This window comes from Actinomyces naeslundii, from assembly GCF_001956585.1.
Taxonomy (GTDB): domain Bacteria; phylum Actinomycetota; class Actinomycetes; order Actinomycetales; family Actinomycetaceae; genus Actinomyces; species Actinomyces naeslundii.
In genome coordinates, this window is record NZ_MSRR01000008.1 from 40,556 (window position 1) to 65,503 (window position 24,948).

Here is a 24,948-nt window from a genome sequence, read left to right on the forward strand (position 1 = left end):
ACTACGCCCAGTGCGACCATAGTCCTAGAATTGATGGCCTGTTGTGAACGAGAAGACCATCCGTACATGGCACGATGGGCCCATGAGCGAGACCACCGACGGCACCGACCTCCCGGAGTCGAACGTCTTCGCCAAGCCATGGCCGCTCGACCTTGGCCTGCCCGGCTTCACGGCTGTGGACCACGCCGACATCGAACCGGCCATCCGTGCCGGGATGGCCGCCGAGCGCCAGGAGTGGGAGGCGATCGCCACCAATGAGGCCGAACCCACGATCGCCAATACCGTCAACGCCCTGGAGCGATCCGGTGAGCTGCTGGAGCGGGCGCTGACGGTACTGGACGCCCTGACCTCCGCCACCGACTGCCCGGACCTCGATGAGCTCGAGGAGGCGCTCGCTCCCGAGCTGGCGGAGCACTCCGACGCCTACCATCTCGACTCACGTCTTTATGAGCGGTTCAAGACACTTGATGACCTTGTCGCCGCTGCCCCCGATGGCGAGGAGACGCGTGACGCCGACGGCACCGTCATCGACGCCGAGGCCGCCCGTTTCATCCGCCTGACCGTTGAGGAGTTCGAACGCAACGGCGTCGGCCTGGATGAGTCCGACGCGCATGCGCTCAAGGCGATCAACGCCCGTGTCAACACGCTCAAGATGCGTTTCTCCGTCCTGGCCACCGAGGCCATGCATGCCGCTGAGGTCACCAACGTCACGGTTCCGCCGGCCCTCGCCACCACCCGAGCCCACGGCGCCAGAGCCGCCCTTCTGGAAAGGTCCATGAGCCGAGGGCTGGGCGAGCAGGACGACGCCGGCGACACCCGGGGTATCGTCCTGGAGCTCGCCGCGCTGCGTGCCGAACGGGCCGCCCTTCTGGGCTACCCGCACCACGCCGGCCTCGTGGCCGCCGAGTCGGCCGCACGAACCACTGAGGCGGTGTCCGAGATGCTGGCCCGCCTCACTCCTCCCGCCATGGCCAATGCCCGACGCGACGCCCAGGTCTACGCCGCCCGCATGGACAGCGATCCCCGGACCCAGGTGGGGGAGACCTTCGGCCCGGCCGACTGGCCCTTCTACGAGGCCGCAGAGCGCAAGGACCGCTTCGGCGTCGACGACGAGATCCTGGCCCCCTACCTGGAGCTGTGGAACGTCGTCACCAAGGGCGTCTTCTACGCCGCGAACCGTCTCTACGGCATCACCTTCCACGAGCGCGAGGACCTGGCCGAGCACATGTATGCCCCGGGTGTCCGGGTCTGGGAGGTGCGCGACGGCGAGGAGCCGGAGGCGCCGGTTCTGGGGCTCTTCGTCGGTGACTACTACGCCCGAGCCGGTAAGTCCGGAGGCGCCTGGATGGACAGCCTCGTCACCGGCTCGGCCCTCGCCGGCCGCAGGCCAGTGGTCATCAACTGCTGCAATATCGAGCAGCCCACCTCCGGTCCGGCCCTGCTGACCTGGGACGAGGTCATCACCTGTTTCCACGAGTTCGGACACGCCCTGCACGCCCTGCTCTCCGAGGCCCGCTATCCCTCAGCCTTCGGGACGGCCGTGCCTCGGGACGTCGTCGAGTTCCCCAGCCAGCTCAACGAGAAATGGGCCCTTCACCCCGAGGTGCTGTCCAGCTACGCATGCCACGTGGACACCGGCGAGCCTCTGCCCGCAGAGCTGGCCGAGCAGCTGCGCGGCCAAGGCACCTTCGGACAGGGTTACGCCACCACGGAATACCTGGGAGCGGCTCTGCTCGACCAGGCCTGGCACACGCTCACCCCGGACGAGGTCCCGCGGGACGTCCGCCAGGTCGAGCAGTTCGAGCATCAGGCTCTGGCCGAGGCCGGGATCAACGACGCGCTCGTGCCCCCGCGCTATCGCACCACCTACTTCTCCCACGTCTTCGCCGGCGGTTACAGCGCGGCCTACTACGCCTACATCTGGAGCGAGGTCATGGACGCCGATGCCATCGCCTGGTTCACCACCGACGGCGCGATCGACGGCGATCTCGGCCTGAACCGCAAGGCCGGGGATGCCTTCCGCCGTGAGTTCCTCGCTCGTGGCGACTCCCGGGACCCCCTGGTCTCCTACCGCGCCTTCACCGGGCGCGAACCCAGCATCCTGCCCCTCCTCAAGCGCCGTGGACTGACCTGACGGACACGGTCCGCGTCTTCACCTCATCATCACTGGAAGGAACACAATATGGCTCGCGTCACCATTGTTGGCGGTGGGTACGGCGGCATCACCGTCGCCAAGGCCCTCGACGACGTCGCCGAGGTCACCCTCGTGGAGCAGAAGGACACCTTCGTCAGCCACGCCGCGGCGCTGCGGGCGGCCGTCGACCGGGACTGGGCGGAGAAGATCTTCCTGCCCTACGACCGGCTCCTGACCAATGGGAGTGTCCTCCACGGCACGGCGCTGGCCGTGCGCGGCACCACCGTCGAGGTCTCCGGTCACGGGCCGATCGAGGCCGACTACCTGGTGCTGGCAACCGGAACCGCGTACCCCTTCCCGGCCAAGCACATGGAGTCCTCCTCCATCATCGCCAAGGCCCGTATCGAGCGCGTTCACGCCAATCTCGAGCAGGCCTCGCGGGTGCTCATCGTGGGAGCCGGAGCGGTCGGCATCGAGCTGGCCGGCGAGATCACCTCCGCCTTCCCGGACATCGCGGTCACGATGCTGGAGACCTCTGACAAGATCCTCCCGGCCGGTGACTACAAACCGGAGATCCGCGAGGCCATTGCCGACCAGCTCGCCCAGCGCAGGGTAAAGATCATCACCGGTGACTCCCTCGGCTTCCTGCCCCCCGTCGACGTCGGCGTGCTCTCCCCATTCCGGGTCACCACCCAGGGAGGACGCCGCCTGGAGGCGGACATGTGGTTCCGCGCCTACGGCTCGGCGGCCGCCACCGGATTCCTCAGCGAGGACTACGACGAGGTGCGCCACTACGACGGCACCATCCGCGTTGATGAGTACCTGCGCGTCGTGGACCACCCCGGTGTCTGGGCCATCGGCGACATCACTGACGTGCGCGAGTCCAAGCGCGCCGATGCCGCCCGGGCCCACGCCCGAGTCGTCGCCAGCAACATCGCCGACCTCATCGCTGGGCGGGAGCCCGGAACGACCTACACGCCCGGAACCGAACGGATCATCCTGCCCCTGGGCCCCGACGGGGGCGCCTCGCAGATCCTGCGCGACGGAGTGCGCGTCGTCGTCGGATCTGAGGAGACCAGCAGGATCAAGGGGGAGGACCTCTTCCTGGGCTTCATCCGTCAAGAGCTGGGGATTGAGCAGGAGGCGTAATCAGAGGCGACGCGACCCCGTGTTGAGTTGCGCCTGTGTGCTGGGCGGGGGAGAGCCGGTAGTGTGTCCTACATGACGAACGACCCGCGGTCCGCGCTCAACCGACTCATCGCCGCCTTCGAGGCGCATCTGGATGCTGCTGCAACCGGTGATGAGCTCTCCCCGGCCGTGGTCGCGGCTGAGAATGCTCTCCAGGACGCCTTCTTCACCTACGACGACTCGCTGTTCACCGCTTACGGTATCGAGCTCCCCTTCGAGGCCTTCGACTCCGACGGCGATGACGAGGACGACGATGATGATGACTATGCCGATGACGAGGAGTACGACGACGATGAGGACGAGGACTACGACGATGACGAGGAGTACGACGACGAGGACTGACTGAGGTCTTTTCGCAGTCCATCGCTCAGCAACGGGGCCCGCGCCAGGTGCGCGGGCCCCGCACTGTTCCGAGTCTCAGAAGCGCTCGGGGTAGCCGAGCTGTAACGAGGTGACCTCGTCCAGGGCGTGGCGGATCTGAACCGGAAGCTCCAGGTCGTCGGCCGAGAGTACGCCTTGAAGCTGAGCCGGTGTACGCGCCCCCACGATGGTGGAGGCGACCCCGGGGGCGTCACGGGCCCAGGCCAGGGCGACCTCGGCCGGCTTGCGGTCCAGTCCCGAGGCTGCAGTGGCCACGGCCTCGACGACACCCCGGTGCGAGTCGCCCAGGTAGGGGGAGACGTAGGAGCGCAGGTGCGGTGAGGCGGCCCGCGAGTCCGGTGGGATCGTTGCCCGGTACTTGCCCGTGAGTACCCCTCGCCCCAGGGGCGCGTACCCCAGGATGCCGAAACCCAGAGCTTGGGAGGCGGGCACGAGCTCGCGCTCGATTCCCCGGGAGAGGAGCGAGTGCTCCACCTCGACGGCGGCCAGCCCCGGACCCCGACCGTTCTCGCTGAGCAGGTCGTGCATACGTACCGAGGCCCATGCCGGATGGTTGGCGATACCCACGTAGCGGGTACGCCCGGAGGAGACGGCCATGCTCAGGGCGTGGGCCGTCTCCTCCAGGCAGGTGCTGGGATCCGGCACCTGAACCAGCAGCAGGTCGAGGTGGTCGGTGCCCAGTCGGGCCAGGCTGGTATCGAGCGTGTCCAGCAGGGAACCGCGGGAGGCATCGGCCACCGAGGACCGCTCTCCGGTGCGCCAGGTACGTACTCCGGCCTTGGAGACCAGGACGAGGTCCTGACGATCCACGTGCTCACGCAGGAGCGCTCCAATGACCTCCTCGCTGACGCCTTCGCCGTAGGAGGCCGCGGTGTCCACGAGGGTTCCCCCGGTGTCGAGGAAGATGTCGAGCTGCTCCTTGGCCTCGAGCTCGTCGGTGTCCCGCCCCCAGGTCATCGTGCCCAGGCCCACGGAGGACACACGCAGGCCGGTCCGGCCGAGTCTCCTGTGCTCCATAGGCCTAACCGTAGCGGCTCAGCCTACTTGCGGACGGTGATGGTCCAGGCCGCGTCGCCGGTGCGCTCGAACTCGGTGACGGTGTAGCCGTTGTCGGCAGCCCAGGCGGGAAGAGTCTGAGTGCCCTGGGTGCAGTCGAAGCCGATGACGAGCTCGTCGCCGGTGTCAAGGTCCTCCATGGCCTCCTCCGCCTCGATGACTGGGAAGGGGCAGACCTGGCCGGTGGTCTCCAGAACAGTGCGCATGAGTATCTCCTTGGTTATCGTGCGTTGCCGTGACGTCGGTGGGCTGTGGTGAGTGTCAGACGCTGGCGGGGACGCGGACGGTGGCGCGTTCGGCGCGACGCCGCTGCCGGGGACGGATGAGAAGGAACCAGGAGGCAGCCCCGACCCCCAGGACCTGGAAGACGAGGGCGGTCCAGCCCTGCCATGACAGGAGCGAGGTCTGCACCAGGGCGTTGCCGATCGAGCAGCCGCCGGCCCAGGCGGCGCCGATGCCCATGAGGATGCCGCCAATGATGGAGCGCTGGATGACCTGGGCACTGGGCACGCGGACGCGGAACTCCCCGGAGGCCTTGGCCGCGATGTAGGAACCGAACAGAATTCCTAGGACCAGGAGCACGCCCCAGTCGAGTCGCTTGGGGTCACCGATGACGATGAGGTTTACCAGGTTCGACGACGGCGCCGTGATTCCGAGCCCGTCCGGGCGCCCTGAGGCCCAGGACGTGGGCCAGGCGATGATGGCGACGATCCCGACGAGGAGTCCCGTCACCAGCGGGTTCCACTGCTTCTCCAGCAGTAGGTGAGCCAGGCCCGTGCGCTGTGCGGGCAGCTGGACCTGGGTGGGGCGGCTGCGCCCGAGGATGACGAAGCGGTGCACGACTACGCCGGTGACTCCGGCCAGGATGACGACGCCGATCCAGTCCGGCACACCGATGGAGGCGGGGATGGTGGTGAGGTTGGTGACCCATAGTCCCTTGACCCAGGTGGTCACTCCCGACAGGATTCCGGTCTTCGACGCGGCCGCAGCGGTGGCGTATGCCACGAGCGCGAACCAGGAGCCGACCAGGCCCTCACCGGCGCGGTAGTAGGTGCCAGTGGCGCAGCCTCCGGCCAGGACGATCCCGACTCCGAAGAGGAAGGATCCGACGACGGTGGCAACCACCGACAACCTGGGGATCTCGGGTGTGATGGAGCCTGTGCCGGTGAGGACCGCGACTCCGACCGCCTGAACGGCGATGGCCAGCAGGAAGGCTGTGAACCAGCGCCAGGAGCGGGAGACCCACAGGTCGCGGAAGGCCCCGGTGATGCAGAAACGGCCTCGTTGAAGGATGAAGCCGAGAACGGCTCCAACGATGAGTCCGGTAAGGATGGTGGGTGATGGCACGGTGTGGTCCTTGTCCGGCTGCTGCTCTCAGGCACAAGCAGCCTGCATGGGGACCGGTGACGCAGCACAGGCGAAAGAAGAACTAGAGACAGGCCACGTCATCCGGTAGGGGAGTGAGGTGGAGGCCTGGCTGGGCGCGGCTAGTGGGGCGCCGTCTCAGGGGCGCTGGGAGCCGGAGAGAACGATCTGTCTGAGACCGCCTCAGAACGCCGAACCAGGCAGCGCATACACATGCCGGCTCCGCGCAAAGCGGTGCGGGCGGTGTGAGCCTGGGCGACGTTCATGTGCTTCTCCGTTGGAAGTGGTTGGCGACGGTTGTCAACCGCCACGGACTGTAACCGACTGCTTCTCGCCGTGGCAATTCCTGAACGGTGGTCGAGATCAGGCGGCAGTGCGTCGGGCACTCAGGAGGCGGGTGACTCCGTCGTCGGGCATATGTGGCGTGGTGCCGCCGAATAACGGGCACTGGGCCTGGAAGGCGCACCAGTCGCACAGCCGGGAGCGGCGGGGGCGGAACTCCCCGGAGCGAGCGCAGTCCTCGACCTCGTCCCACAGGTGGGCCAGGCGGGTCTCGGTCCGTTCCAGCTCGGCCAGACGAGGATCGTGGGTCAGGACTCGCCCGTCCTTGAGATAGACCAGCTGGAGGCGGGCCGGCGCCTGTCCGCGCAGGCGCCACAGCACCAGGGCGTAGAAGCGCATCTGGAACAGCGCCTCCTCCATGAAACGCGTGCCGGGGCTGCGGCCGGTCTTGTAGTCGACCACGCGCATGGCGCCGTCGGGCGCCACGTCCAGGCGGTCGACGAAGCCTCGCAGAAGCAGGCCGTCGCCGGTCTCGGTCTGGACGAAGAGCTCACGCTCGGCCGGCTCCAGGCGCTGTGGGTTCTCCAGGGTGAAGTAGGTCCGGATGAGCCCGCGGGCCTCCTCCAGCCAGGTCTCCACCTGGCCGCTGCCCTCGAACAGTCCCATGACCTCCGGGTTCTTCTCCCGGTGGGAGGCCCACTGGCTGGGCAGCAGGTCAAGCGCCGCCTCGGGCCGGCGATCGGAGGGCGGCAGGTCGTAGAGACGCTCCAGCACACCATGAACAACGGTCCCCTTGTGCGTGGCCAGGGAACCGGGCTCGGGAAGACGGTCGACCGTGCGCAGGCGGAACATGAGCGGGCACTGCATGAAGTCCTTGGCCCGCGATGGTGACAGGGCGGCGCGGCGCCGGTTGGCGGAGGAGGTGGTGGCGGTGCGCGGCTCAGTGGACATGGGGGTGACGCTACCGCGGGGAGATGACAGGACGTCGGACATGAAGGCGGCTGCTCCACAGCGTGCGCCGCGGCCGGTACGGGAACCGGCTGTGGCCTCCGAGCCGATGCGGCGAGCTGCTCCCGACGGCGCTAGGCTCGCGCCCATGCCTGCCTCCTCATCGACCGGCGAGTGGGTGATCGCCCGTATCGGTGGTGCTCCCGTTGTCATCTCGCCGACATCCCTCCTGCTCGGCCTGCTCATCGCCGGCAGCTGGTACCCGCTGGTCTCCGCCGCCCTGGAAGCCTTCGGGACTATGACAGTGCTGCTGGTCGTGGTTGCCACGGTTCTGGGCGTGGCCGCCTCGGTCCTGCTGCACGAGCTGGCCCATGGGCTGACCGGTACTCTCATGGGACGGCGTCCCACTCGTTACGAGCTCTACCTGTGGGGCGGACGCACGTCCTTCGGGCCGGCACGCGAGTGGACCGCGTGGAAGGATCTGGCCACATCCCTGTCCGGTCCAGCCACCAACCTGCTCATCTGGCTCCTTGGGACGCTGGTGCAGGAATTCGCGCGCCTCTCGGTTCCCGTGGCCTTCACCGTATGGGCCGTGACGCTGGTCAACCTGGCCCTGGCCGTTTTCAACGCTCTTCCAGGGCTTCCCCTCGATGGCGGTTATGCCTTGGCAGCGCTCGTGGTCCAGGTGACCGGAAATCGCCGGCTCGGTCTCAAGGCCGCCGGTTGGGGCGGACTCATCGTGGTCGGCGGCGTCATGTGGTGGTGGATTCTGCGTCCACTCGTACTGTATGGGCGCCAGCCCGGCGCATTCAACCTCATCCTGGTCGTCATGGTGGGCTGGTCGATCGTGGCCTCCAGCTGGCAGGTGCTCGAGCTCGGGGGAGGTGCCCGAGCCGCCTCGAAGCTGGACCTGCGCGAGCTGTCCCGGCCCGTGCACGTCGTCGGACCCGATACGTCCCTGTCGCAGACACGCGAGGCGCTCGCAGACGGGACTGCCCTCATCCTGGTGATTGACGGCACCGAGCTCGTGGGCGCTATTGACGCGGCCTCTCTCGACGAGGTCGGACTGGGTGACACGGCAGGTACGACGGATCCCACATCCGTCGCCGGCGTGACCGCGGGTCAGGTCTGCACGGTGCTGCCCGCCGCGGCGGTGACGACTGAGCTGACCGGTCAGGCGGCTGCCGACGCCATGAAACGAGCCCGAGAGGTCTCGCGCTGGCTGGTGCTGGTGGACTCAGGGACCCTGAGCGGAGCCGTTCCCACCGGCGCGCGCTGAGGAGCAGCGCGACTGAAATGACTAAGCCGCCCGACCATGCGAAAGGATTGTCAAGCTCATCGGGGCCGAACGTACTGTGGATGATAACCTTCAGTTCGGATCAAATGCTTCCGGGCATCCGTATCAGCGTCATCTTCTAAGGTGAAACCAATGAGCGACGTCAACTCTCAGGACCTTTCTCAGGAGATCCTGGCTTCGCCGGCCAAGGCATCGATCTTCCTCACCGTGACCATACGGAGTGGGGGCGAGGCCCAGGTCATCGATCTGCTGACTGGTGTATCCGGGCTGACCCGGGCCGTTGGTTTCCGTTACCCCGAGACAATGCTCAGCTGCGTCGTCGGCATTGGGGCAGGCATGTGGGACCGTCTCTTCGACGTGCCTCGACCTGAGTATCTGCACGATTTCACGGAACTTCAGGGAGGAAAGCACAGTGCTCCGTCGACGCCAGGAGACCTGTTCTTCCACCTGCGCGCCTCAACGCTCGACATGTGCTTTGAGCTGGTGCGCCAGATCATGCGCCGACTGGGCTCCGTGGTCGACACCTACGATGAGGTCCACGCCTTTCGCTACCTGGACAATCGAGACCCTCTGGGCTTCGTCGACGGTACCGAGAGTCCGCGGGGGCAAGCGGCTGTCGCAGCGGCGCTCATCGACGAAGGTGCTTGGGCGGGCGGCAGCTACATCATTGAGCAGAAGTACATCCACAACCTCACCGCCTGGGACTCGTTGAGCGTCGAGGAACAGGAACGCGTCATCGGTCGCACCAAGCTCGATGACATCCAGCTTCCTGATGATGAGCAGCCCACCAACAGTCACGTGACCATGAATACCATCGAGGACGCCGACGGCAACGAGCTCCAGATCGTACGTGACAATCTCGCCTTCGGTGAGGCCTCCGGGGACCAGGGCACGTTCTTCATGAGCTACGCCGCAGACCCACGCGTCACCGAGCTCATGCTCAGGCGTATGTTCCTGGGGGAGCCCGAAGGCAACTACGACCGCATTCTCGACTTCTCCACGCCCCTGACAGGATGCCTCTTCTTTGCTCCGCCGGCCGCTTTCCTCGACGACGCCGACCAGTACGCGCACGATGCCGTCCGACCTGAGGCCGGGCCGGAGGACCCAACCCAGCCCGCCACTGAGCTGAGCGCCGCCAGAGGTCTTGGGTTCAATGCGTCTTCTGAAGCGCCGCGTGACCAGACACCAGATGATCACAGCAACGGTGCGGGCTCCACTGCCGCACCGTCCGACGGATCCCTTGGGATCGGAAACCTGAAAGGCCGAGTATGAACAACCTGCATCGACAGCTCGCCCCCATCTCCGAGGCCGCCTGGGGCGAGATCGACCAAGAGGCGCGGCGCACCTTCATCCGCTGGATCGCCGGACGACGTGTCGTCGACGTGGTTGGACCCGACGGAGAGGATCTGGCGGCAGTACGCACCGGCCACCAGGTACGCGTTGACATCCCCTTCGAAGGTGTCCAGGCCCACCAGCGTCAGGTCCGGCAGATCGTCGAGCTGCGGGTTCCCTTCCGGGTTAGCCGCGAGGCCGTCGATGCCGTCGACCGGGGAGCCCAGGACTCCGACTGGCAACCCGTTAAGGACGCTGTTGCTCAGATCGCCAGAGCTGAGGACGGCATTGTCTTCGATGGGCTGGCGAGCGCGGGCCTTGAGGGGTTGATTCCCTCAAGTTCCAACCCTGTCGTATCGCTCCCGCAGCCGAAGGATCTTCCTGACGCCGTAGCTGCTGCGCTCAAGGAGCTCCGCCTCGCCGGAGTCGAAGGTCCATACGCCCTCCTGCTCTCCGCCGAGCTGTGGACCGCCGTCGCCGAGACCACTGATGACGGATACCCGATCCGCAAGCACATCGATCGCCTCCTGGATGGTGAGGTCCTATGGGCTCCCGCCATTCAGGGCGCCGTTCTGCTGAGTACGCGGGGCGGCGACTATGAGCTGCACCTCGGCCAGGACCTGTCCATCGGATATCTCTCACACGATGCCGAGTCAATCGAGCTCTATCTCCAAGAGACGCTCACCTTCCTTCCTTACACCTCCGAGGCGAGTGTCGTGCTGACGCACTGAGGCCGCGCACCGGTCATACACTCGCTCCTGATGAGCGAGCAGACTGAGCACACCGAGCACACGGCGACCTCACTCGAGAAGCCGCACCAGCGTCCGGCTCCCCAAGAGATCTTGGGACAGGCCGGCCGTCGCGGGCCCTTCCGTTACGGCGAACGCATCCAGGTCACCGACACCAAGGGCCGCAAGAACACCTTCCTGCTCGACCCCCAGGGCTACTTCCAGTCCGTGCGCGGCTCCTTCCGCCACCGTGACGTCGTCGGTCTGGACGAGGGCAGCGTCATCGAGACCGACACCGGCCACGAGCTGCTCCTGCTGCGCCCGCTCCTGGCCGACTACGTGCTCTCCATGCCCCGCGGTGCGCAGGTGGTCTACCCCAAGGACTCCGGACAGGTCATCGCCATGGGTGACATCTTCCCCGGCGCCCGTGTTCTGGAGGCCGGAGTCGGCTCGGGCGCACTGACCATGAACCTGCTCTCCGCCATCGGGGAGAGCGGCCACCTTCTGTCCATCGAGCGCCGCGAGGACTTCGCCCGGATCGCCGCCTCCAACGTGGACGCCTGGTTCGGTCGCCACCACCCCGCCTGGGAGCTGTGCACCGGGGACTTCGCCGAGGTCGTTGCCGCCCGGGTGGAACCGGGCAGCATCGACCGGGTGGTCCTGGACATGCTCGCGCCCTGGGAGAACGTCGAGGCCGCCTCCTCGGCCCTGGCCCCGGGCGGGCTCTTCCTGGCCTACGTCGCCACCGTCACCCAGCTCTCTCGTACCGTGGAGGCCCTGCGTCACAGCGGGCTGTTCACTGAGCCCGAGTCCTGGGAGTCCATGGTGCGCACCTGGAACGTCGACGGGCTGGCCGTGCGCCCAGACCACCGCATGGTGGCGCACACCGGGTTCCTCCTGACCGCCCGTCGCCTGGCCGCAGGCTCTCGGCCCCTGACCCGCAAGCGCCCGCCCGCCCGCGGTGCCTACGACGAGGGCGGCTACTGGCTGCCCAACGACGTCAAGGAACGCACCAGCACCGACAAGAAGGTCCGTCGTGTCCTGCGCGACTGCCGGGCCAAACAGCCCACCGACGCCACCGTCGTTCAGGACGGGACCGCCGACCGCACCCAGGACAGCGCTCATGTCTGAACCGTCTTCAGCCGGCGCCGACACGGTGCAGCCGCTGGGCATGCCCGCCAAGGACTTCACCAGTCACCAGCTGCGCGAGGCCCGCGCCCAGGCCGTCAGCCTGGCCTCCAAGAACGAGCGCCTCGTCGCCGCCCTGGGCACCGCCCGTGAGCGCATCACCGAGCTGGGCCAGCAGCTCGACGCCGTCACCCGGCCCCCGGTCACCCTGGGACTGCTCACCGCAATTCCCGGCACACAGGACCTCTCCCACGCCGGTGACGGCGAGCGGGCCGGAGACGACACCACTCGGGAGCGCGAGGTCGCCGTGAGCCTCTCCGGCCGCCAGATGCTCCTGCACGTCCACCCGGGTGTGGACGACGCCGAGCTGAAGGTCGGGCGGCTTGTGGCGGTCAACGACCAGATGCTCGTCGTCGCCACCCTCCCCGAGCCCCAGACCGGCGAGGCCGTCACCCTTGAGGAGTCCCTCGACGACTCCCGTGTCCTGGTGAGCACCGGCGGAGGAGGCACGAAAATCCTGACCCTGTCCTCCTCGCTGCGCCGCGTTGCCGGTACCGAAGAGGGACTCAAGCCCGGCGACACCCTGGCCGCCGACCTGCGTGCGGACATCGCTACGACTCTCATCGAACGCACCAACGTCGAGCAGCTCGTCGTCGCAGAGACTCCCGATGTCTCCTGGGCGGATATCGGAGGACTGGGGCCGCAGATCGAGCAGATCCGCGACGCCCTCGAGCTGCCCTTCACTCACCCGGAGCTCTTCCAGGCCTACGGGCTGCGTGCGCCCAAGGGGCTGCTGCTCTACGGTCCACCCGGCTGCGGCAAGACCCTCATCGCCAAGGCCGTCGCCACCTCGCTGGCCGGATCTGGACGTGCCCCGACGCAGGGCCGCTCGGCCGCCTTCCTCAACATCAAGGGCCCCGAGCTGCTGAGCAAGTTCGTCGGTGAGACCGAGCGGCAGATCCGCGCCATCTTTGACCAGGCCCGCAAGGCCGCCGCCGAGGACCGGCCGGTGGTTATCTTCTTCGACGAGATGGAGGCACTCTTCCGCACCCGCGGCACCGGCGTGTCCTCCGACGTCGAGACCATGATCGTGCCGCAGGTCCTCGCGGAGATCGACGGCGTGGAGTCCCTGCGCAACGTCGTCATCATCGGCGCCTCCAACCGTGAGGACATGATCGATCCCGCTATCCTGCGCCCCGGGCGCCTGGATATGAAGATCCGCATCAACCGGCCCGATGAGAGCGGGGCCGAGGAGATCCTCGCCCGGCACCTCACCGCCGACCTGCCTCTGGCCCCTGCTGAGCTCGCGGCTCACGGGGGAGACCGCGAGGCCACCGCGTGCGCCCTGCGCCGCGTCGTCATCAAGACGCTTTACGCGCGGAACCAGGACACCGCCGTCCTGGAGATCACCGAGGCGCACGCGGCCTCAGGCGGTGCCGCTACTCGCACTCTCCACCTGGCCGACCTGGCCAGCGGCGCAATGCTGGCCGCCATCGTCTCCCGGGCCAAGACGGCCTCCATCAAGGACGAGCTCTCCGGGGGAGACGGGGGCCTGAGTGCGGACAGGCTCCGCGTAGCTGTTGAGCTCGAGGCCCGGCAGAACGAGGAGATCGCCGGAGCCACCACCCCTGAGGGGTGGGCCCGGATCATCGGTGCCCGTACCTCGAAGATCCTTGGCGTTCGCAGGCTCGGGAGGGAGGGAATATGAGTGACAGCGGCTTTCAACCGGGGCCGGTGAGACGCCCCGTCGGCCTGGAGACTGAGTTCGGGATCCTGCGGCCGGGCGACCCCTATGCCAACCCCGTGGCCCTCTCCAGCCAGGTCGTGGAGGCCTACTGCACCGCTGCCGACGTACCCGCAGTGCGATGGGACTATGAGGGGGAGGACCCTCTGGCCGACTTGCGCGGCGGAAGACTTCAGCGGTCCGTCGCCCACCCCAGTCAGCTCACCGACGACCCCACGCGTCCGGCGCCGTCAGGTGACGCCCCGCCGCCGGCTCCTTGGGGCTCACGCGCCCGGCCCAGCGCTGCGGAGGCCGCTCTGCCGCATGCCGCGACAGCGGTTCTGGTCAACGGGGCTCGCCTGTATGTGGACCATGCCCACCCCGAGTACTCCTCACCGGAGGTCCTCACCCCCCACGACGCCCTCGTCTGGGACCGGGCCGGGGAAGTGGTGGCCAGAAACGCTATGGAGGGTCTGAGCGATGGTGACCGTTGCGCGGGAGCGCCGGCGGAGATCGTCCTGTACAAGAACAATGTCGACGGCAAGGGGGCGGCCTACGGCTCGCACGAGAACTACCTCGTGCGGAGAGACCTGCCGCTCGAAGAACTGGCCGCGGTCCTGATCCCCTTCCTGGTCACCCGTCCCGTCGTCGTGGGCGCCGGCAGGGTCGGCGTCGGTCAGCGCAGTGAGCGGCCCGGTTTCCAGATCAGTCAGCGAGCCGACTACGTCGAGTCCGAGATCGGCCTGCAGACCACCTTCAACCGCCCTATCATCAACACCCGCGATGAACCGCACGCCAATGATGCGCGCTGGCGTCGTCTGCACGTCATCAACGGCGACGCCAACCGCTTCGACGTCCCCATCTATCTCAAGGTCGCTACCACCGACCTGCTCCTGTGGTTCCTGGAGCAGGCCCACGCCGAGGACACCGGTGCGTTCAGAGACGCTCTGAGCAAGCTGGAGCGCCTGGTGCTCACCGGTGACCCCGTCGAGGAGCACTGGGCCGTATCCCATGACCCCACTCTCTCCTACGAGCTGAACACCAGGGGCGGGGCCACAACTGCTCTGGTGATCCAGCGCACCTTCCTGGACGCCGTCACCCCGGCTGTCAGACGTACTGGTGACGCCGAGGCGCAGCGCGCCCTGGCCCTGTGGGGACAGACCCTCGATGCCCTGGAGCAGTGGCGCCGCGACGGATCGGGTCCGGCCGCCCAGCTCGTGGAGTGGGTCGCCAAGTACGAGCTCTGTGAGGGAATGCGCCGCCGGTCGGGAACCGGCTGGGACGATCCCCGCCTGGCTGCTCTCGACATCCAGTGGGCCGATCTGCGTCCGGGACGCTCCGTGATCGACAAGCTCGACGCCGCCGGTCGGATCCACCGACTGGTCTCCGAGGCCGAGGTCCGGCGTGCCGCCACTGCTCCTCCCGAGGGCACTCGCGCCACTATTCGCGGTCACGCCATCAACCGTTTCCCCCAGATCGTGGGCGCCTCCTGGACCTGTCTCGTCCTCGACGTCCCAGGTGCCCCTGAGCTGCTGCGTCTGCGTCTGCCCGAGGACGTCGCCGTCGGAGCGGATGAGACGGCGACCATCCTGGAGGAAATTGGTCGTCGGGCGGCACCTGAGAGAGACTGAGTCCCACAGCGCCCATGAGCGACGCGTTGCTCGAGAGCACGAGTGAAGGAGCACCACATGACGCCGAATCACGCCAATCAGTCTTACGGGCAGGTTCGTCGCGCCGGCGTCGAGTCCGCCCTCGAGGACACCGAGGAGGCGGTCTCCACCAAAACGACGACGGCCTCCGCGCGGTCTGCACAGATGGCAGCAGCCGCCCAGTTCAGTGACATCGACAGCATCCTCGATGAGATCGACTCGGTCATTGAGACCAATGCTGCGGCCTTCGTTCAAGGCTTTGTCCAGAAGGGCGGCCAATGAGCATGAGTGGCTCACGTCCCCCGGCGCGCCGCATCTTCGGGGTGGAGACCGAGTACGGCATCACCTGCGCCCCCACCAGTGACGGCCTGCCGCCCCTGGACGCCGACCATGCCGCTCGCGAGCTCTTCGACCCAGTGGTTCAGCGATCACGTTCCTCGAATGTCTTCACCCGTGGGGGCGCTCGCCTTTACTTGGACGTGGGCTCCCACCCGGAGTTCGCTACCGCCGAGTGCGACCGTCTTGCGGATCTGCTCGCCCAGGACCGCGCCGGTGAGCTGGTCATGGCGGACCTGGCCCAGCAGGCCAACGCCCGCCTGGCCGCAGCGGGAGTTCCCGGACGGATCCACCTGCTGAAGAACAACCGCGACGCCGAGGGCAATGGCTTCGGCTGCCATGAGAACTATCTCGTGCGTCGTCGCGGCGACTTCTGGAACGACGCGCGCACCCTTGTTCCCCACCTGGTGACCCGGCAGATCCTCGTGGGTGCCGGTCACATCACCGCGGACGCGGAGGCCCGTCGCGCGCCCCATTCCGGTGGTCTCGGATACTCGGGCTACGTCTTCTCCCAGCGGGCCGACCAGATGTGGGACGCGGTCTCCTCTGCAACGACCCGCGCCAGGCCACTGATCAACACCCGTGACGAACCGCACGCCGATGCCGAGCGCTACCGGCGCATGCACGTCATCGTCGGGGACTCCAATGTCGCTCAGGGATCCACCCTGCTCAAGGTGGCGGCTATGGACCTGCTCCTGGACTATCTGGAGAGCGGGGGAGACCTGAGCGACCTGACCCTGGCCGATCCCATACGGGCCATCCGCGACACCTGCCACGACCTGAGCGGGGGCGCGCTCCTGGAGCTCTCCGACGGCCGAACCATGACGGCGCTGGAGATGCAGGCCGAGCATCTCGATCGGCTGCGTAACCACGTCGCTGGAGACCTCGAGGTCACCGAGCTGCACGCCGCCGCTCTGGACCTCTGGGAGCGGGGACTCCAGGCCGTCCGTCTCCAGCAGCCCGAGCTCGTGGCCACGGAGCTGGACTGGGCGGCCAAGCACCAGCTGGTCACCCGCTACTGTCAGCTGCACGGTACGGACCTCACTGATCCGCGGGTGACCCGGCTGACCCTGGCCTATCACGACGTCTCACCTGAGCAGGGGCTGTGCCAACGCCTGGAGAACGCAGGCATGCTACGCCGTTTCGTTGATGACGAGGCCTGCCGACGTGCGATCGACACCCCGCCCGCCACAACGCGCGCGCATCTGCGTGGTGCGGTTGTCGCCAGAGCCGAGGACCTTCGCCGAGACCTGACGGTCGACTGGGTGAGCCTTCGACTCGACGACGGCGCCTCCCCGACTGTTACCCTGAGTGATCCCTTCTGTGCTGCAGATGAGCGCGTCGACGCACTCCTGGAGAACATGGAGCACTCGGCAACCGACCTCCCCGCCGGGGTGTGAGCGGCACACGTTCACCACACCGGCGAGGCGACCGACGGAAGACGCAGCATGAGCACTACCTCCACCCCCGATCCCGGAGCAGACGCCCCCCTGACCAGGCGTCAGCGCCGTGCGCTCGAACGGGCTCAGCAGGCTCAGCAGGAGGCACAGACCCAGGACCTCCCGGCACTGTCCCAACCTCCTGCACAGGCCCGACCCGCCGGTACCCAGTCCACCAGTGCACGATCCGTCGGTACGCCGACGCCGGCTCGCCCGGCTCATACGGCGCCACAGTCTCAGCCGCAGGTGTCACACCATCCCACCGTCCCCGCGCAGGACGCCTCCCGTCCCTGGCGACCCGTAACTGCCGCCCCGGCATCCACGGCATCGCGTGCCGGCGGCCATGGTGCCCGAGGCGCCTACACGGCAGCTGATCGAGGCGATCACGCCGATGAGCCTGCGCATCCAGAGGATGACGCGATTGTCGGGACAGAGGATCCAGATCCGACGCAGCGGCGGCGTACCCTGGGCGGTCCGCTGGGCCGTATGCCCAGGGGACCTCTGGCTGTCGGCCTGATCGGCGTCGTTGTCCTCGCCATGATCCTGGTGCCACTGGCGGTCAACAAGTTCGTCTCCGGCAGGAACGGCTCAGGGACGAGCACCGTGGCCCAGGCGACAGTACTCGATGGCAACGCCCCTTTGAGCCAGCTGCTGACAATCAGTGGACGAGTCGGGTCGGGCTCGGCACCGTCTATCACTCTGAGCAACGAGGCATCCCTGTCAGCCCCCAGCTCTGTGCTGACCGACGTCGTCGAGACCGGTCAGGGACGTGAGGTCTCGGAGGGATCACCGGTCATCCTTCAGGTCTCCCAGTTCTCCGGCATCGACGGACACAACACGACTGGTAACGACGACGGCTACAAGCTGTGGCAGGGGAAGCTGGGGGCCTCAGTTGGTGAGTACATCAATGCGGCGGTCTCTGGCCAGCACGAGGGATCCCGGATCGTCCTGCGCGAACCGGCTGAGGAGGAGGATGGTTCCCAGACCACAAAGATCACCGTGGTCGACCTTCTCCCCACCACGGCAACCGGGGAGGCCAAGCAGCCGGCTTCAGGCACCCCCACCGTCAGCGAAGGATCGGACGGGTCCATCACGGTCAGCAGCGCCGGCCTGCCGGCTCCAACCCGTGCCTCGACAGCGGTCCTCATCAAGGGAACCGGCCCTCAGATCGGCACCCAGCACAGGCTGATCGCCCGTACCACGATGGTCAGTTGGTCTTCTGGCCAAGTGCTGGGGGAATCGACCTACGGTTATCAGAATCTTCCCAAGCGCATCGATATGAGCGACACATTGGTGGGTATCTCCCAGAACCTGGTCGATATCACGGTCGGTTCGCGGGTGGTGCTCTCTCTGCCCGCGGAGCAGGCGCAGGGTACTGAGCCCGTCGTCGTGGTCATTGACGTCCTCGCCATCGATCCGGCCAAGTCCTCCGCGTCCGTGGCGGAACAATCGGGCGGAGCGCCGACCTCCACCCAGAGCGCCCCATCTTCCACTCCCACACCTCAGGATCATTCATGAGTGTTGCCATTCGCATCATCCCCTGCCTGGACGTTAAAGACGGTCGTGTCGTCAAAGGCGTCAACTTCCGAGGCCTCAAGGACGCCGGAGACCCTGTGGAACTGGCCTCCCGGTACGACGCTCAGGGGGCTGACGAGATCACTTTCCTGGACGTGTCGGCCTCACACGAAGGCCGTTCCACCATGCTTGACGTGGTCTCCCGTACCGCGGAGCAGGTATTCGTACCCCTGACTGTCGGCGGGGGAGTGCGCTCGGTCAATGATGTCGACCAGCTTCTGCGAGCCGGTGCGGACAAGGTTGGCATCAACACCGCCGCCATTGCTCGTCCCGAGCTGCTGGCGGAGGTGGCAGAGCGTTTCGGCAACCAGGTGGTGGTGCTGTCGGTGGACGCGCGCCGGTGTCCCCCCGGCGTCAGCACCGCATCAGGCTACGAGGTCACCACTCACGGAGGACGTACCTCGACCGGGATCGACGCCGTCGCCTGGGCGGTTCGAGGCGCAGAGCTCGGTGCCGGAGAGATTCTTCTGAACTCCATGGACGCCGACGGTGTCACCGAGGGCTTCGACACCGAGATGATCGACACCGTTCGTCGACAGGTACGGGTTCCGCTCATTGCCTCCGGTGGCGCTGGACGCCCTGAGGACTTCGCGATCGCAGCGGATCATGGCGCCAATGCAGTTTTGGCTGCGTCGGTCTTCCACTACGGAGCGATGACCATCGCCGAGGCCAAGAACGCGCTACGAAATGCGGGCCATCCGGTGCGTTGAATATATCTACCTGGGCGGATCGATGCGCGGCCTTGGAGATGCATATAATGTCTCGGGGAGATATCTTGTGGGGAATTCTTGCGATCATAAGAATCTGTAGGGAGTTCATTACTGTTCTTGGTCAGGTGAGGAGGTGAGTGGCTGAGCGGCCGCAATACTCGGATCTGACTGTGGGAGGGCTGGAATTGCGTGCCTACTGGAGCCTGTTATACTTCAGCAACATACTGTCGACATCAACCTTACCGAACCTGGGCTCTCGGCCTGGGGGTCACCAGTCTGCTCTGCTGCAGCATTTTCACGGGTGTCCCTGTGATGATCGTGGGCTACCTGTGCATGCAGGCGGCAAACGAAGGGCGTGCCACCAACAAGGGGGTGTCCATCGCCGGCATCATCATGGGCGGGATCTCGATCCTGTTGCTGATTGTCTACGTTGCTACCGGGCAGTTCACCGAGACCTTCAACACCGTCCAGTCGTCCTGATGCCTCTGGGTGTCTAGGTCCTCGCCGCACTTCGCCGCACTTCGCCGTGCAAGCCGTCTGGGGCTTGCACGGCGAAGTGCCAGGTGGGTGATGTCATCATGGGGCGTTCTCCCCATGGGGGAGTGTAGGAGCTCTTGTGGCGTGTTGTGTGGATTCTTGTAGTCTGTACGCCGTAGTTGATCTACTCGGAGGAACAGTGAGTGACGTGAACCCGTATCCGGGGAGCCCCTATCAGCAGGGAGGTGCAGGTGGTCAAGATTTTCTGTTCTCTCAAGGATATCCACTCTCTGGTGAAGCGAATTCGTCTGCCGGCTGGGTGGGATATTACAGCGCTGGATACTCTGACGGTCAGCTCGACCCCTTCCTGAAACCTCCTGAAGGTCACGTGGTGCCGTACTCTGGATCGCCTCATCAGTATTACGGCCAGCCATATAGTCAGCAGTACGCTTACCCGCCGGATCCTTACAGGCCCTATGTGCCGTACGGTCCAGGTGCGTACGGGGGCGGTTTCTATGATCCGCGTCGATATGAGGGAAATTTTTTGGGGGGCTGGGCGCTGGGCCTCGGTATCGCGAGCATCTTCGCGAACTGCTTGTATTTCGGTATTATTCTGGGTGTGCCGGCGGTTGTGTTGGGTGTCAAAGGTATGCGTGCCGCAGATGAGGGGCGCGCCACCAATAAAGGGCTCTCGATCGCCGGATTGGTGCTGGGCTGCATTGGCTCCTTTATCAGCTTCCCTTTTCTCTTGCTTTTCGTGGTGACGTTTCTTGGCTCACTATAGATCTGAAGGTTGCTGCGGGAGTATGACGAAGACTCTTCGTCGCGACGGTGGGCGCTCCGGGCTGGGTGGGCGGATTGGTCTGGGGATTCTCATGGGACTGTCGGTCGTCCCTGGCGGCCTCATCGTCCTGCGGGCCCTGACACTGCCTCGCAGTTCCCCGGGACTTCCTGACCTCTGTCCGCTTCACCGGATCACGGGGTTGTGGTGTCCTCTGTGCGGTGGCACCAGGGCAACTCGGGAGCTCATTCACGGTGACGTGTGGGCGGCCCTGGGCTACAACCCCTTCGCGCTCGTGGTGGAGGCGTTCGCCGTTGTCCTGGTCGTGCGCTGGCTGATCGCATCTTCCCGAGGCCGGCGCCAGCAGTTCGTGACGGGCAGGGAGGCCATCTTTCTTGGCGCGGCGTGTGCCGCTTTCGCCGTGGTACGCAACCTTCCAGGAATGTGGGTCTACCTCGGTCCCCTGCTCGGACCTCCTGGGTGACGGGTGGCCAGCGTGCATAATGCGGCTGTGGCTCTTGAACCTCGGATCTCCGCACGCCTGAAGCGCAACGCAGATGGCCTGGTCTGCGCCGTCGTCCAGCAGCACGACTCACGTGAGGTGCTCATGGTGGGCTGGATGGACGACGAGGCGCTCCGGCGCACCCTGACCGAGGGGCGGGTGACCTTCTGGTCGCGGTCTCGGCGTGAGTACTGGCGCAAGGGGGACACCTCCGGACACGCTCAGTACGTCAAGGCTGTTCACCTGGACTGCGACGGGGATGCAGTTCTGGTTGAGGTCGACCAGGTCGGAGCGGCCTGCCACACCGGCGAGCACACCTGCTTCCTTGCCGGTGGTGACCTCGGGGCGCAGCCGGGCGAGCGACCCGACTGACTGCTCCGCCACGGCCAACGCTGTCCGGCACTGCCCAGCGATTTGCAACAGACGGCCTCGGGCCGTCACGATGGATACGAACAGGCGCCCTCCTGGAGCGCCGGTAGCTGAGGTCGAGGAGGTGCGCGATGACCTCGTTCGAGGCGATGGTGGCCGAGGCCAGAGCGGCTGCCGACCGCCGGGCTTCGCGTGTCCCGTTGACTCGTCTGCGAGAGTCCTCGCGCCTGGTCCCCGGAGCCATCAGCGCCCTGTCCAGTCTGCGCACCGACGACCGAGCGGTCACGGTCATCGCGGAGGTCAAGCGCTCGACGGCCACTTTTGCCGACCTCAGCGGAGTCGGCGACCCAGGTATGCTGGCCTGCTTCTATGCGGCCGGCGGCGCCGCCTGCGTCTCCGTGGTCACGGGTCCCAGCGCGACGCGAGGCTCGCTCAAGGACCTGGATGCCGTCAGGGCCGCAGTGGACCTTCCCGTCCTGGCCAACGACCTCGTGGTCACCCCGTACCAGGTGCATGAGGCCCGGGCTCACGGTGCCGATCTGCTCATGCTCGACGCCCGCCTTGAGACCCTGGTGCTCGAAGGACTCATCGAGAGGGTCCACTCCCTGGGGATGAGCGCCGTTGTCGAGGTCCGCACCCGTCGTGAGGCACTGGCAGCGGTCGATGCGGGCGCCCGTATCATCGCCATCGACACCCGGGATCCTGACGCCCTGACCGTCGACTGCAGCCTGTTCGACCAGGTCACGGATGTCCTGCCCACGCAAGTCGTACGCATCGCGGCCGGGGGAGTCAGGGGCCCCCATGACGTCATGAGCTTCGCTCGCTGCGGCGCCGACGTCGTCCTTGTCGGTGAGGCGATCATCCGCTCCACCGATCCCCAGCAGTTCGTTGCTGAGCTGGTCGCCGCCGGCGCCCACCCAGCACTGATCCCCTCCGCCCATCGAGAGGTCCTCTGAGTGCCTGTCACCACGCTTTCCGCCATGATGTCAGCGATGTCGGTCACGGCAGCGATGCCCGCCGGCATACCGAGTCCCTCCTCGGGTGTCTGGTACATCGGGCCCATTCCGGTTCGCGCCTATGCGCTGTGCATTCTCACCGGGGTCTTCGTGGCCGTGTGGTGGTCGGATCGACGCTACCGGGCTCGGGGCGGTCGGCCGGAGGTGGTTCTCGACGTCGCCATCGTGGCCGTCCCGGCCGGAATCGTGGGTGCTCGTCTTTACCACGTGCTGTCGTCGCCCGATGACTACTTCGGTCCGAATGGCGACCTGTCCCGCATCCCCCAGACGTGGTTGGGGGGGCTGGGTATCTGGGGAGGTATCGCCGGGGGCGTCCTGGCCGGGGTGCTTCTTCTGCGTCATCGCGGTCTGCGTATCGCCCCACTGGCCGACGCCGTCGCCCCGGCGCTGCTGGTCGCGCAGGCGATCGGCCGGCTGGGAAACTGGTTCAACCAGGAGCTCTACGGTGCTCCGACGACGCTGCCCTGGGGACTGCAGATCGACGATGCCCATCTGCCGGCAGGCTCCGCCTACCCGCCCGGCACCCTGTTTCACCCGACCTTCCTCTACGAGGCCCTGTGGAACCTCGTCGGGGCCGCCCTGCTGGTCTGGATCGGGAGAAGGATGCGGGCCCGCAGCGGGGTCACGGGCGGAAGACTGATGTGGGCCTACCTCATGATCTACACCGCCGGTCGGGTTTGGATCGAGATGCTGCGCATTGACGAGGCCGAGACGGTTCTTGGTCTGCGACTGAACGTGTGGACCTCTATCGTCATCTTCCTCGTCGGCGCCATCGGGCTGGCCCTCGTCTCCCGAAGGACGCTCAGCGACGCTATCGAGAGGCCGGGGCGGGAGACGGGCAAGGGCCGCTCGGAAGACGATTCGGCTGAGGAGGACTCGTCTGAGGACGTCTCACCAGCAGAACCCGGCACGGCGGCGTCGACTGCGCACGACGGGACGGACGAGTAGCGGTTCCGCTGGACGACGGAGTATGACTCGGGTGGAAGGAATCCGGGTGAGGATCGTCGCAACCTGACGCGTGCAGGGATTCGTCCTCGTGCGCAGGGCCCGGTGTCCCGTATCCTGAGCCCATGCGTAGAGCCAAGATCGTATGTACCCTCGGACCCGCCACTGATTCTCCCGAGCAGGTGCAAGCGCTCGTGGACGCCGGCATGAACGTCGCGCGCATCAACCGCTCCCACGGCCGTGCCGAGGATCAGGAGGTGGTCATCTCCCGTATCCGCGAGGCCGCTGCGGCCTCCGGTCGCGCCGTCGCCATCCTGGTGGACCTCCAGGGGCCCAAGATCCGTCTGGGCCGTTTCGTCGATGACCAGAAGGTCATGCTCAACAAGGGTGACGAGTTCACCATCACCATCGACGACGTGCTCGGCACCGTCAAGCGCGCCTCCACCACCTTCAAGGGGCTCCCCGGCGACTGCCGTCCGGGCGACCGGCTCCTCATCGACGACGGCAATGTTGCGGTGCGTGTCGTGGCCGTTACGGACACGGACGTCGTCACCAAGGTCGAGGTGCCCGGCTACGTCTCCAACAACAAGGGCATCAACCTGCCCGGTGTGGCGGTCTCGGTGCCCGCCCTCAGCGAGAAGGACCGTGAGGACCTGCGCTGGGCGCTGAAGATCGGTGCCGATCTCATCGCCCTGTCCTTCGTGCGCGACGCCAATGACATCAAGGACGTCCACGAGATCATGGACGAGGTCGGCGTGCGCATCCCGGTCATCGCCAAGATCGAGAAACCTCAGGCGGTGGAGAACCTCTTCGACATCGTCTCCACCTTCGACGGCATCATGGTGGCTCGTGGTGATCTCGGTGTGGAGATGCCTCTCGAGGCCGTCCCGCTGGTGCAGAAGCGCGCCATCGAGCTGGCTCGCCGCCAGGCCAAGCCGGTCATCGTGGCCACCCAGGTGCTGGAGTCCATGATCCAGAACCCGCGTCCCACCCGCGCCGAGGCCTCCGACTGCGCCAACGCGATCCTCGACGGCGCCGATGCGGTCATGCTCTCCGGAGAGACCTCCGTGGGCGCCTACCCCATTGAGGCCGTGCGCACCATGGCCAGCATCATCGAGAACGTCGAGGAGCACGGTGGGGAGCGCATCCCCGGCCTGGGCTCTTACCCGCAGACGCGCGGTGGGGCCCTGACCCGTGCCGCAGCTGAGATGGGCGAGCACCTTGATGTCACCTACCTGGTGACCTTCACTCAGTCCGGTGACACGGCCAGGCGCCTGTCGCGCCTGCGCTCGCCCCTGCCGCTGCTGGCCTTCACGCCTTTGCATGAGACGCGCAATCAGCTCGCAGTCTCCTGGGGCGTGCAGTGCTACGAGGTGCCCGAGGTTGAGCACACCGACGAAATGGTGGCCCAGGTCGACGAGATCCTTCAGGACAAGCACCTGGCACAGCCGGGGGACACCGTCGTCATCGTGGCCGGAATGCCTCCGGGCACTCCCGGCTCCACCAACTCGATCCGAGTCCACACCGTGGGCGAGACGGGCGACTACAAGGTCTGAGGTGTCCCGGTGAACCGCGGAGAGGGGCCTC

24 protein-coding genes are annotated in these 24,948 nt (G+C 66.6%); 20 read left to right on the plus strand and 4 right to left on the minus strand.

What is annotated here, in order from left to right; all coding sequences use genetic code 11:
* The first annotated feature begins 82 nt into the window (after positions 1-82).
* From BKH33_RS04555 to BKH33_RS04565, 3 genes are all read left to right on the plus strand, one after another.
* Positions 83-2,134, plus strand: coding sequence for a M3 family metallopeptidase (locus tag BKH33_RS04555; RefSeq protein WP_043539380.1), 2,052 nt, complete (start codon positions 83-85; stop codon positions 2,132-2,134).
* A gap of 48 nt (positions 2,135-2,182) precedes the next feature.
* Positions 2,183-3,283, plus strand: a complete 1,101-nt coding sequence (locus tag BKH33_RS04560; RefSeq protein WP_003783330.1) for an NAD(P)/FAD-dependent oxidoreductase — start codon at positions 2,183-2,185, stop codon at positions 3,281-3,283.
* A 72-nt stretch (positions 3,284-3,355) separates the two neighbouring features.
* Positions 3,356-3,664: a hypothetical protein gene (locus BKH33_RS04565; protein WP_043539379.1), complete on the plus strand. Its 309-nt coding sequence runs from the start codon at positions 3,356-3,358 to the stop codon at positions 3,662-3,664.
* 75 nt (positions 3,665-3,739) lie between these two features.
* Here BKH33_RS04565 and BKH33_RS04570 read toward each other — a convergent pair whose 3' ends face one another.
* The 4 genes from BKH33_RS04570 to BKH33_RS04585 all read right to left on the minus strand — a co-directional run bounded on the left by BKH33_RS04570 (position 3,740) and on the right by BKH33_RS04585 (position 7,504).
* On the minus strand, positions 3,740-4,720 hold the full coding sequence (locus BKH33_RS04570) for an aldo/keto reductase (protein WP_043539376.1): 981 nt from the start codon (positions 4,718-4,720) through the stop codon (positions 3,740-3,742).
* A gap of 23 nt (positions 4,721-4,743) precedes the next feature.
* Positions 4,744-4,965 carry a sulfurtransferase TusA family protein gene (locus BKH33_RS04575; protein WP_003783316.1) on the minus strand — a complete coding sequence of 74 codons (222 nt, stop codon included), beginning with the start codon at positions 4,963-4,965 and terminating at the stop codon, positions 4,744-4,746.
* A gap of 55 nt (positions 4,966-5,020) precedes the next feature.
* Positions 5,021-6,106 (minus strand): YeeE/YedE family protein, encoded by a 1,086-nt coding sequence (locus BKH33_RS04580; RefSeq protein ID WP_076142590.1) that lies wholly within the window; start codon positions 6,104-6,106, stop codon positions 5,021-5,023.
* A 381-nt stretch (positions 6,107-6,487) separates the two neighbouring features.
* Entirely contained in the window at positions 6,488-7,504 is a 1,017-nt protein-coding gene (locus BKH33_RS04585; protein WP_003783325.1) for a RecB family exonuclease, read from the minus strand.
* Between BKH33_RS04585 and BKH33_RS04590 the strand changes: the two genes are divergently transcribed.
* The 17 genes from BKH33_RS04590 to pyk all read left to right on the plus strand — a co-directional run bounded on the left by BKH33_RS04590 (position 7,503) and on the right by pyk (position 24,917).
* The gene (locus BKH33_RS04590; RefSeq protein ID WP_076080420.1) at positions 7,503-8,633 is read left to right on the plus strand and encodes a zinc metalloprotease; all 1,131 of its coding nucleotides are present in this window, start codon (positions 7,503-7,505) and stop codon (positions 8,631-8,633) included. The genes BKH33_RS04585 and BKH33_RS04590 overlap by 2 nt on opposite strands.
* A 150-nt stretch (positions 8,634-8,783) precedes the next feature.
* Positions 8,784-9,923: a Dyp-type peroxidase gene (locus BKH33_RS04595; RefSeq protein ID WP_003779576.1), complete on the plus strand. Its 1,140-nt coding sequence runs from the start codon at positions 8,784-8,786 to the stop codon at positions 9,921-9,923.
* Positions 9,920-10,714, plus strand: coding sequence for a family 1 encapsulin nanocompartment shell protein (locus BKH33_RS04600; RefSeq protein WP_003779548.1), 795 nt, complete (start codon positions 9,920-9,922; stop codon positions 10,712-10,714). Before BKH33_RS04595 ends, BKH33_RS04600 begins: the two co-directional genes overlap by 4 nt.
* 30 nt (positions 10,715-10,744) lie before the next feature.
* The gene (locus BKH33_RS04605; protein WP_003779533.1) at positions 10,745-11,842 is read left to right on the plus strand and encodes a tRNA (adenine-N1)-methyltransferase; all 1,098 of its coding nucleotides are present in this window, start codon (positions 10,745-10,747) and stop codon (positions 11,840-11,842) included.
* Positions 11,835-13,547 (plus strand): proteasome ATPase, encoded by a 1,713-nt coding sequence (gene arc / locus BKH33_RS04610; RefSeq protein WP_003779570.1) that lies wholly within the window; start codon positions 11,835-11,837, stop codon positions 13,545-13,547. Before BKH33_RS04605 ends, arc begins: the two co-directional genes overlap by 8 nt.
* Positions 13,544-15,193, plus strand: coding sequence for a proteasome accessory factor PafA2 family protein (locus BKH33_RS04615; RefSeq protein ID WP_003779583.1), 1,650 nt, complete (start codon positions 13,544-13,546; stop codon positions 15,191-15,193). The genes arc and BKH33_RS04615 overlap by 4 nt, the downstream gene beginning before the upstream one ends.
* A 57-nt stretch (positions 15,194-15,250) precedes the next feature.
* On the plus strand, positions 15,251-15,493 hold the full coding sequence (locus tag BKH33_RS04620; protein WP_003779540.1) for a ubiquitin-like protein Pup: 243 nt from the start codon (positions 15,251-15,253) through the stop codon (positions 15,491-15,493).
* The gene (gene pafA / locus BKH33_RS04625) at positions 15,490-16,947 is read left to right on the plus strand and encodes a Pup--protein ligase (RefSeq protein ID WP_076074493.1); all 1,458 of its coding nucleotides are present in this window, start codon (positions 15,490-15,492) and stop codon (positions 16,945-16,947) included. Before BKH33_RS04620 ends, pafA begins: the two co-directional genes overlap by 4 nt.
* A gap of 525 nt (positions 16,948-17,472) precedes the next feature.
* Complete coding sequence (locus BKH33_RS04635; protein WP_043538516.1) at positions 17,473-18,504, plus strand: hypothetical protein; 1,032 nt, start codon at positions 17,473-17,475, stop codon at positions 18,502-18,504.
* Complete coding sequence (gene hisF / locus BKH33_RS04640; RefSeq protein WP_003779581.1) at positions 18,501-19,271, plus strand: imidazole glycerol phosphate synthase subunit HisF; 771 nt, start codon at positions 18,501-18,503, stop codon at positions 19,269-19,271. The genes BKH33_RS04635 and hisF overlap by 4 nt, the downstream gene beginning before the upstream one ends.
* 309 nt (positions 19,272-19,580) lie before the next feature.
* Positions 19,581-19,751, plus strand: coding sequence for a hypothetical protein (locus BKH33_RS04645; RefSeq protein ID WP_003779550.1), 171 nt, complete (start codon positions 19,581-19,583; stop codon positions 19,749-19,751).
* A 196-nt stretch (positions 19,752-19,947) separates the two neighbouring features.
* Positions 19,948-20,532 (plus strand): DUF4190 domain-containing protein, encoded by a 585-nt coding sequence (locus BKH33_RS14055; RefSeq protein WP_232621441.1) that lies wholly within the window; start codon positions 19,948-19,950, stop codon positions 20,530-20,532.
* A gap of 91 nt (positions 20,533-20,623) precedes the next feature.
* A complete protein-coding gene (locus BKH33_RS04655) occupies positions 20,624-21,013 on the plus strand; it encodes a DUF2752 domain-containing protein (protein WP_043538520.1) in 390 nt (129 codons plus the stop codon).
* A gap of 27 nt (positions 21,014-21,040) precedes the next feature.
* Complete coding sequence (gene hisI / locus BKH33_RS04660; RefSeq protein ID WP_003779535.1) at positions 21,041-21,403, plus strand: phosphoribosyl-AMP cyclohydrolase; 363 nt, start codon at positions 21,041-21,043, stop codon at positions 21,401-21,403.
* A 128-nt stretch (positions 21,404-21,531) separates the two neighbouring features.
* Positions 21,532-22,356 (plus strand): indole-3-glycerol phosphate synthase TrpC, encoded by an 825-nt coding sequence (locus BKH33_RS04665; protein ID WP_003779539.1) that lies wholly within the window; start codon positions 21,532-21,534, stop codon positions 22,354-22,356.
* 36 nt (positions 22,357-22,392) lie between these two features.
* Positions 22,393-23,364: a prolipoprotein diacylglyceryl transferase gene (lgt, locus tag BKH33_RS04670; protein WP_081392040.1), complete on the plus strand. Its 972-nt coding sequence runs from the start codon at positions 22,393-22,395 to the stop codon at positions 23,362-23,364.
* Between the two features lie 122 nt (positions 23,365-23,486).
* Positions 23,487-24,917, plus strand: coding sequence for a pyruvate kinase (gene pyk / locus BKH33_RS04675; protein WP_043538514.1), 1,431 nt, complete (start codon positions 23,487-23,489; stop codon positions 24,915-24,917).
* Positions 24,918-24,948: the final 31 nt, after the last annotated feature.

Coding starts and splice junctions, on each gene's coding strand:
- BKH33_RS04595 (WP_003779576.1), top strand. CDS start 8,784: ATGAGCGACGTCAACTCTCAGGACCTTTCTCAGGAGATCCTGGCTTCG.
- BKH33_RS04570 (WP_043539376.1), bottom strand. CDS start 4,720: ATGGAGCACAGGAGACTCGGCCGGACCGGCCTGCGTGTGTCCTCCGTG.
- hisF (WP_003779581.1), top strand. CDS start 18,501: ATGAGTGTTGCCATTCGCATCATCCCCTGCCTGGACGTTAAAGACGGT.
- BKH33_RS04560 (WP_003783330.1), top strand. CDS start 2,183: ATGGCTCGCGTCACCATTGTTGGCGGTGGGTACGGCGGCATCACCGTC.
- BKH33_RS04605 (WP_003779533.1), top strand. CDS start 10,745: ATGAGCGAGCAGACTGAGCACACCGAGCACACGGCGACCTCACTCGAG.
- BKH33_RS04665 (WP_003779539.1), top strand. CDS start 21,532: ATGACCTCGTTCGAGGCGATGGTGGCCGAGGCCAGAGCGGCTGCCGAC.
- BKH33_RS04620 (WP_003779540.1), top strand. CDS start 15,251: ATGACGCCGAATCACGCCAATCAGTCTTACGGGCAGGTTCGTCGCGCC.
- BKH33_RS04615 (WP_003779583.1), top strand. CDS start 13,544: ATGAGTGACAGCGGCTTTCAACCGGGGCCGGTGAGACGCCCCGTCGGC.
- BKH33_RS04590 (WP_076080420.1), top strand. CDS start 7,503: ATGCCTGCCTCCTCATCGACCGGCGAGTGGGTGATCGCCCGTATCGGT.
- lgt (WP_081392040.1), top strand. CDS start 22,393: ATGTCGGTCACGGCAGCGATGCCCGCCGGCATACCGAGTCCCTCCTCG.
- pafA (WP_076074493.1), top strand. CDS start 15,490: ATGAGCATGAGTGGCTCACGTCCCCCGGCGCGCCGCATCTTCGGGGTG.
- BKH33_RS04565 (WP_043539379.1), top strand. CDS start 3,356: ATGACGAACGACCCGCGGTCCGCGCTCAACCGACTCATCGCCGCCTTC.
- BKH33_RS04600 (WP_003779548.1), top strand. CDS start 9,920: ATGAACAACCTGCATCGACAGCTCGCCCCCATCTCCGAGGCCGCCTGG.
- BKH33_RS04575 (WP_003783316.1), bottom strand. CDS start 4,965: ATGCGCACTGTTCTGGAGACCACCGGCCAGGTCTGCCCCTTCCCAGTC.
- arc (WP_003779570.1), top strand. CDS start 11,835: ATGTCTGAACCGTCTTCAGCCGGCGCCGACACGGTGCAGCCGCTGGGC.
- BKH33_RS04555 (WP_043539380.1), top strand. CDS start 83: ATGAGCGAGACCACCGACGGCACCGACCTCCCGGAGTCGAACGTCTTC.
- BKH33_RS04585 (WP_003783325.1), bottom strand. CDS start 7,504: ATGGGCGCGAGCCTAGCGCCGTCGGGAGCAGCTCGCCGCATCGGCTCG.
- BKH33_RS04655 (WP_043538520.1), top strand. CDS start 20,624: ATGGGACTGTCGGTCGTCCCTGGCGGCCTCATCGTCCTGCGGGCCCTG.
- pyk (WP_043538514.1), top strand. CDS start 23,487: ATGCGTAGAGCCAAGATCGTATGTACCCTCGGACCCGCCACTGATTCT.
- BKH33_RS04635 (WP_043538516.1), top strand. CDS start 17,473: ATGCCCAGGGGACCTCTGGCTGTCGGCCTGATCGGCGTCGTTGTCCTC.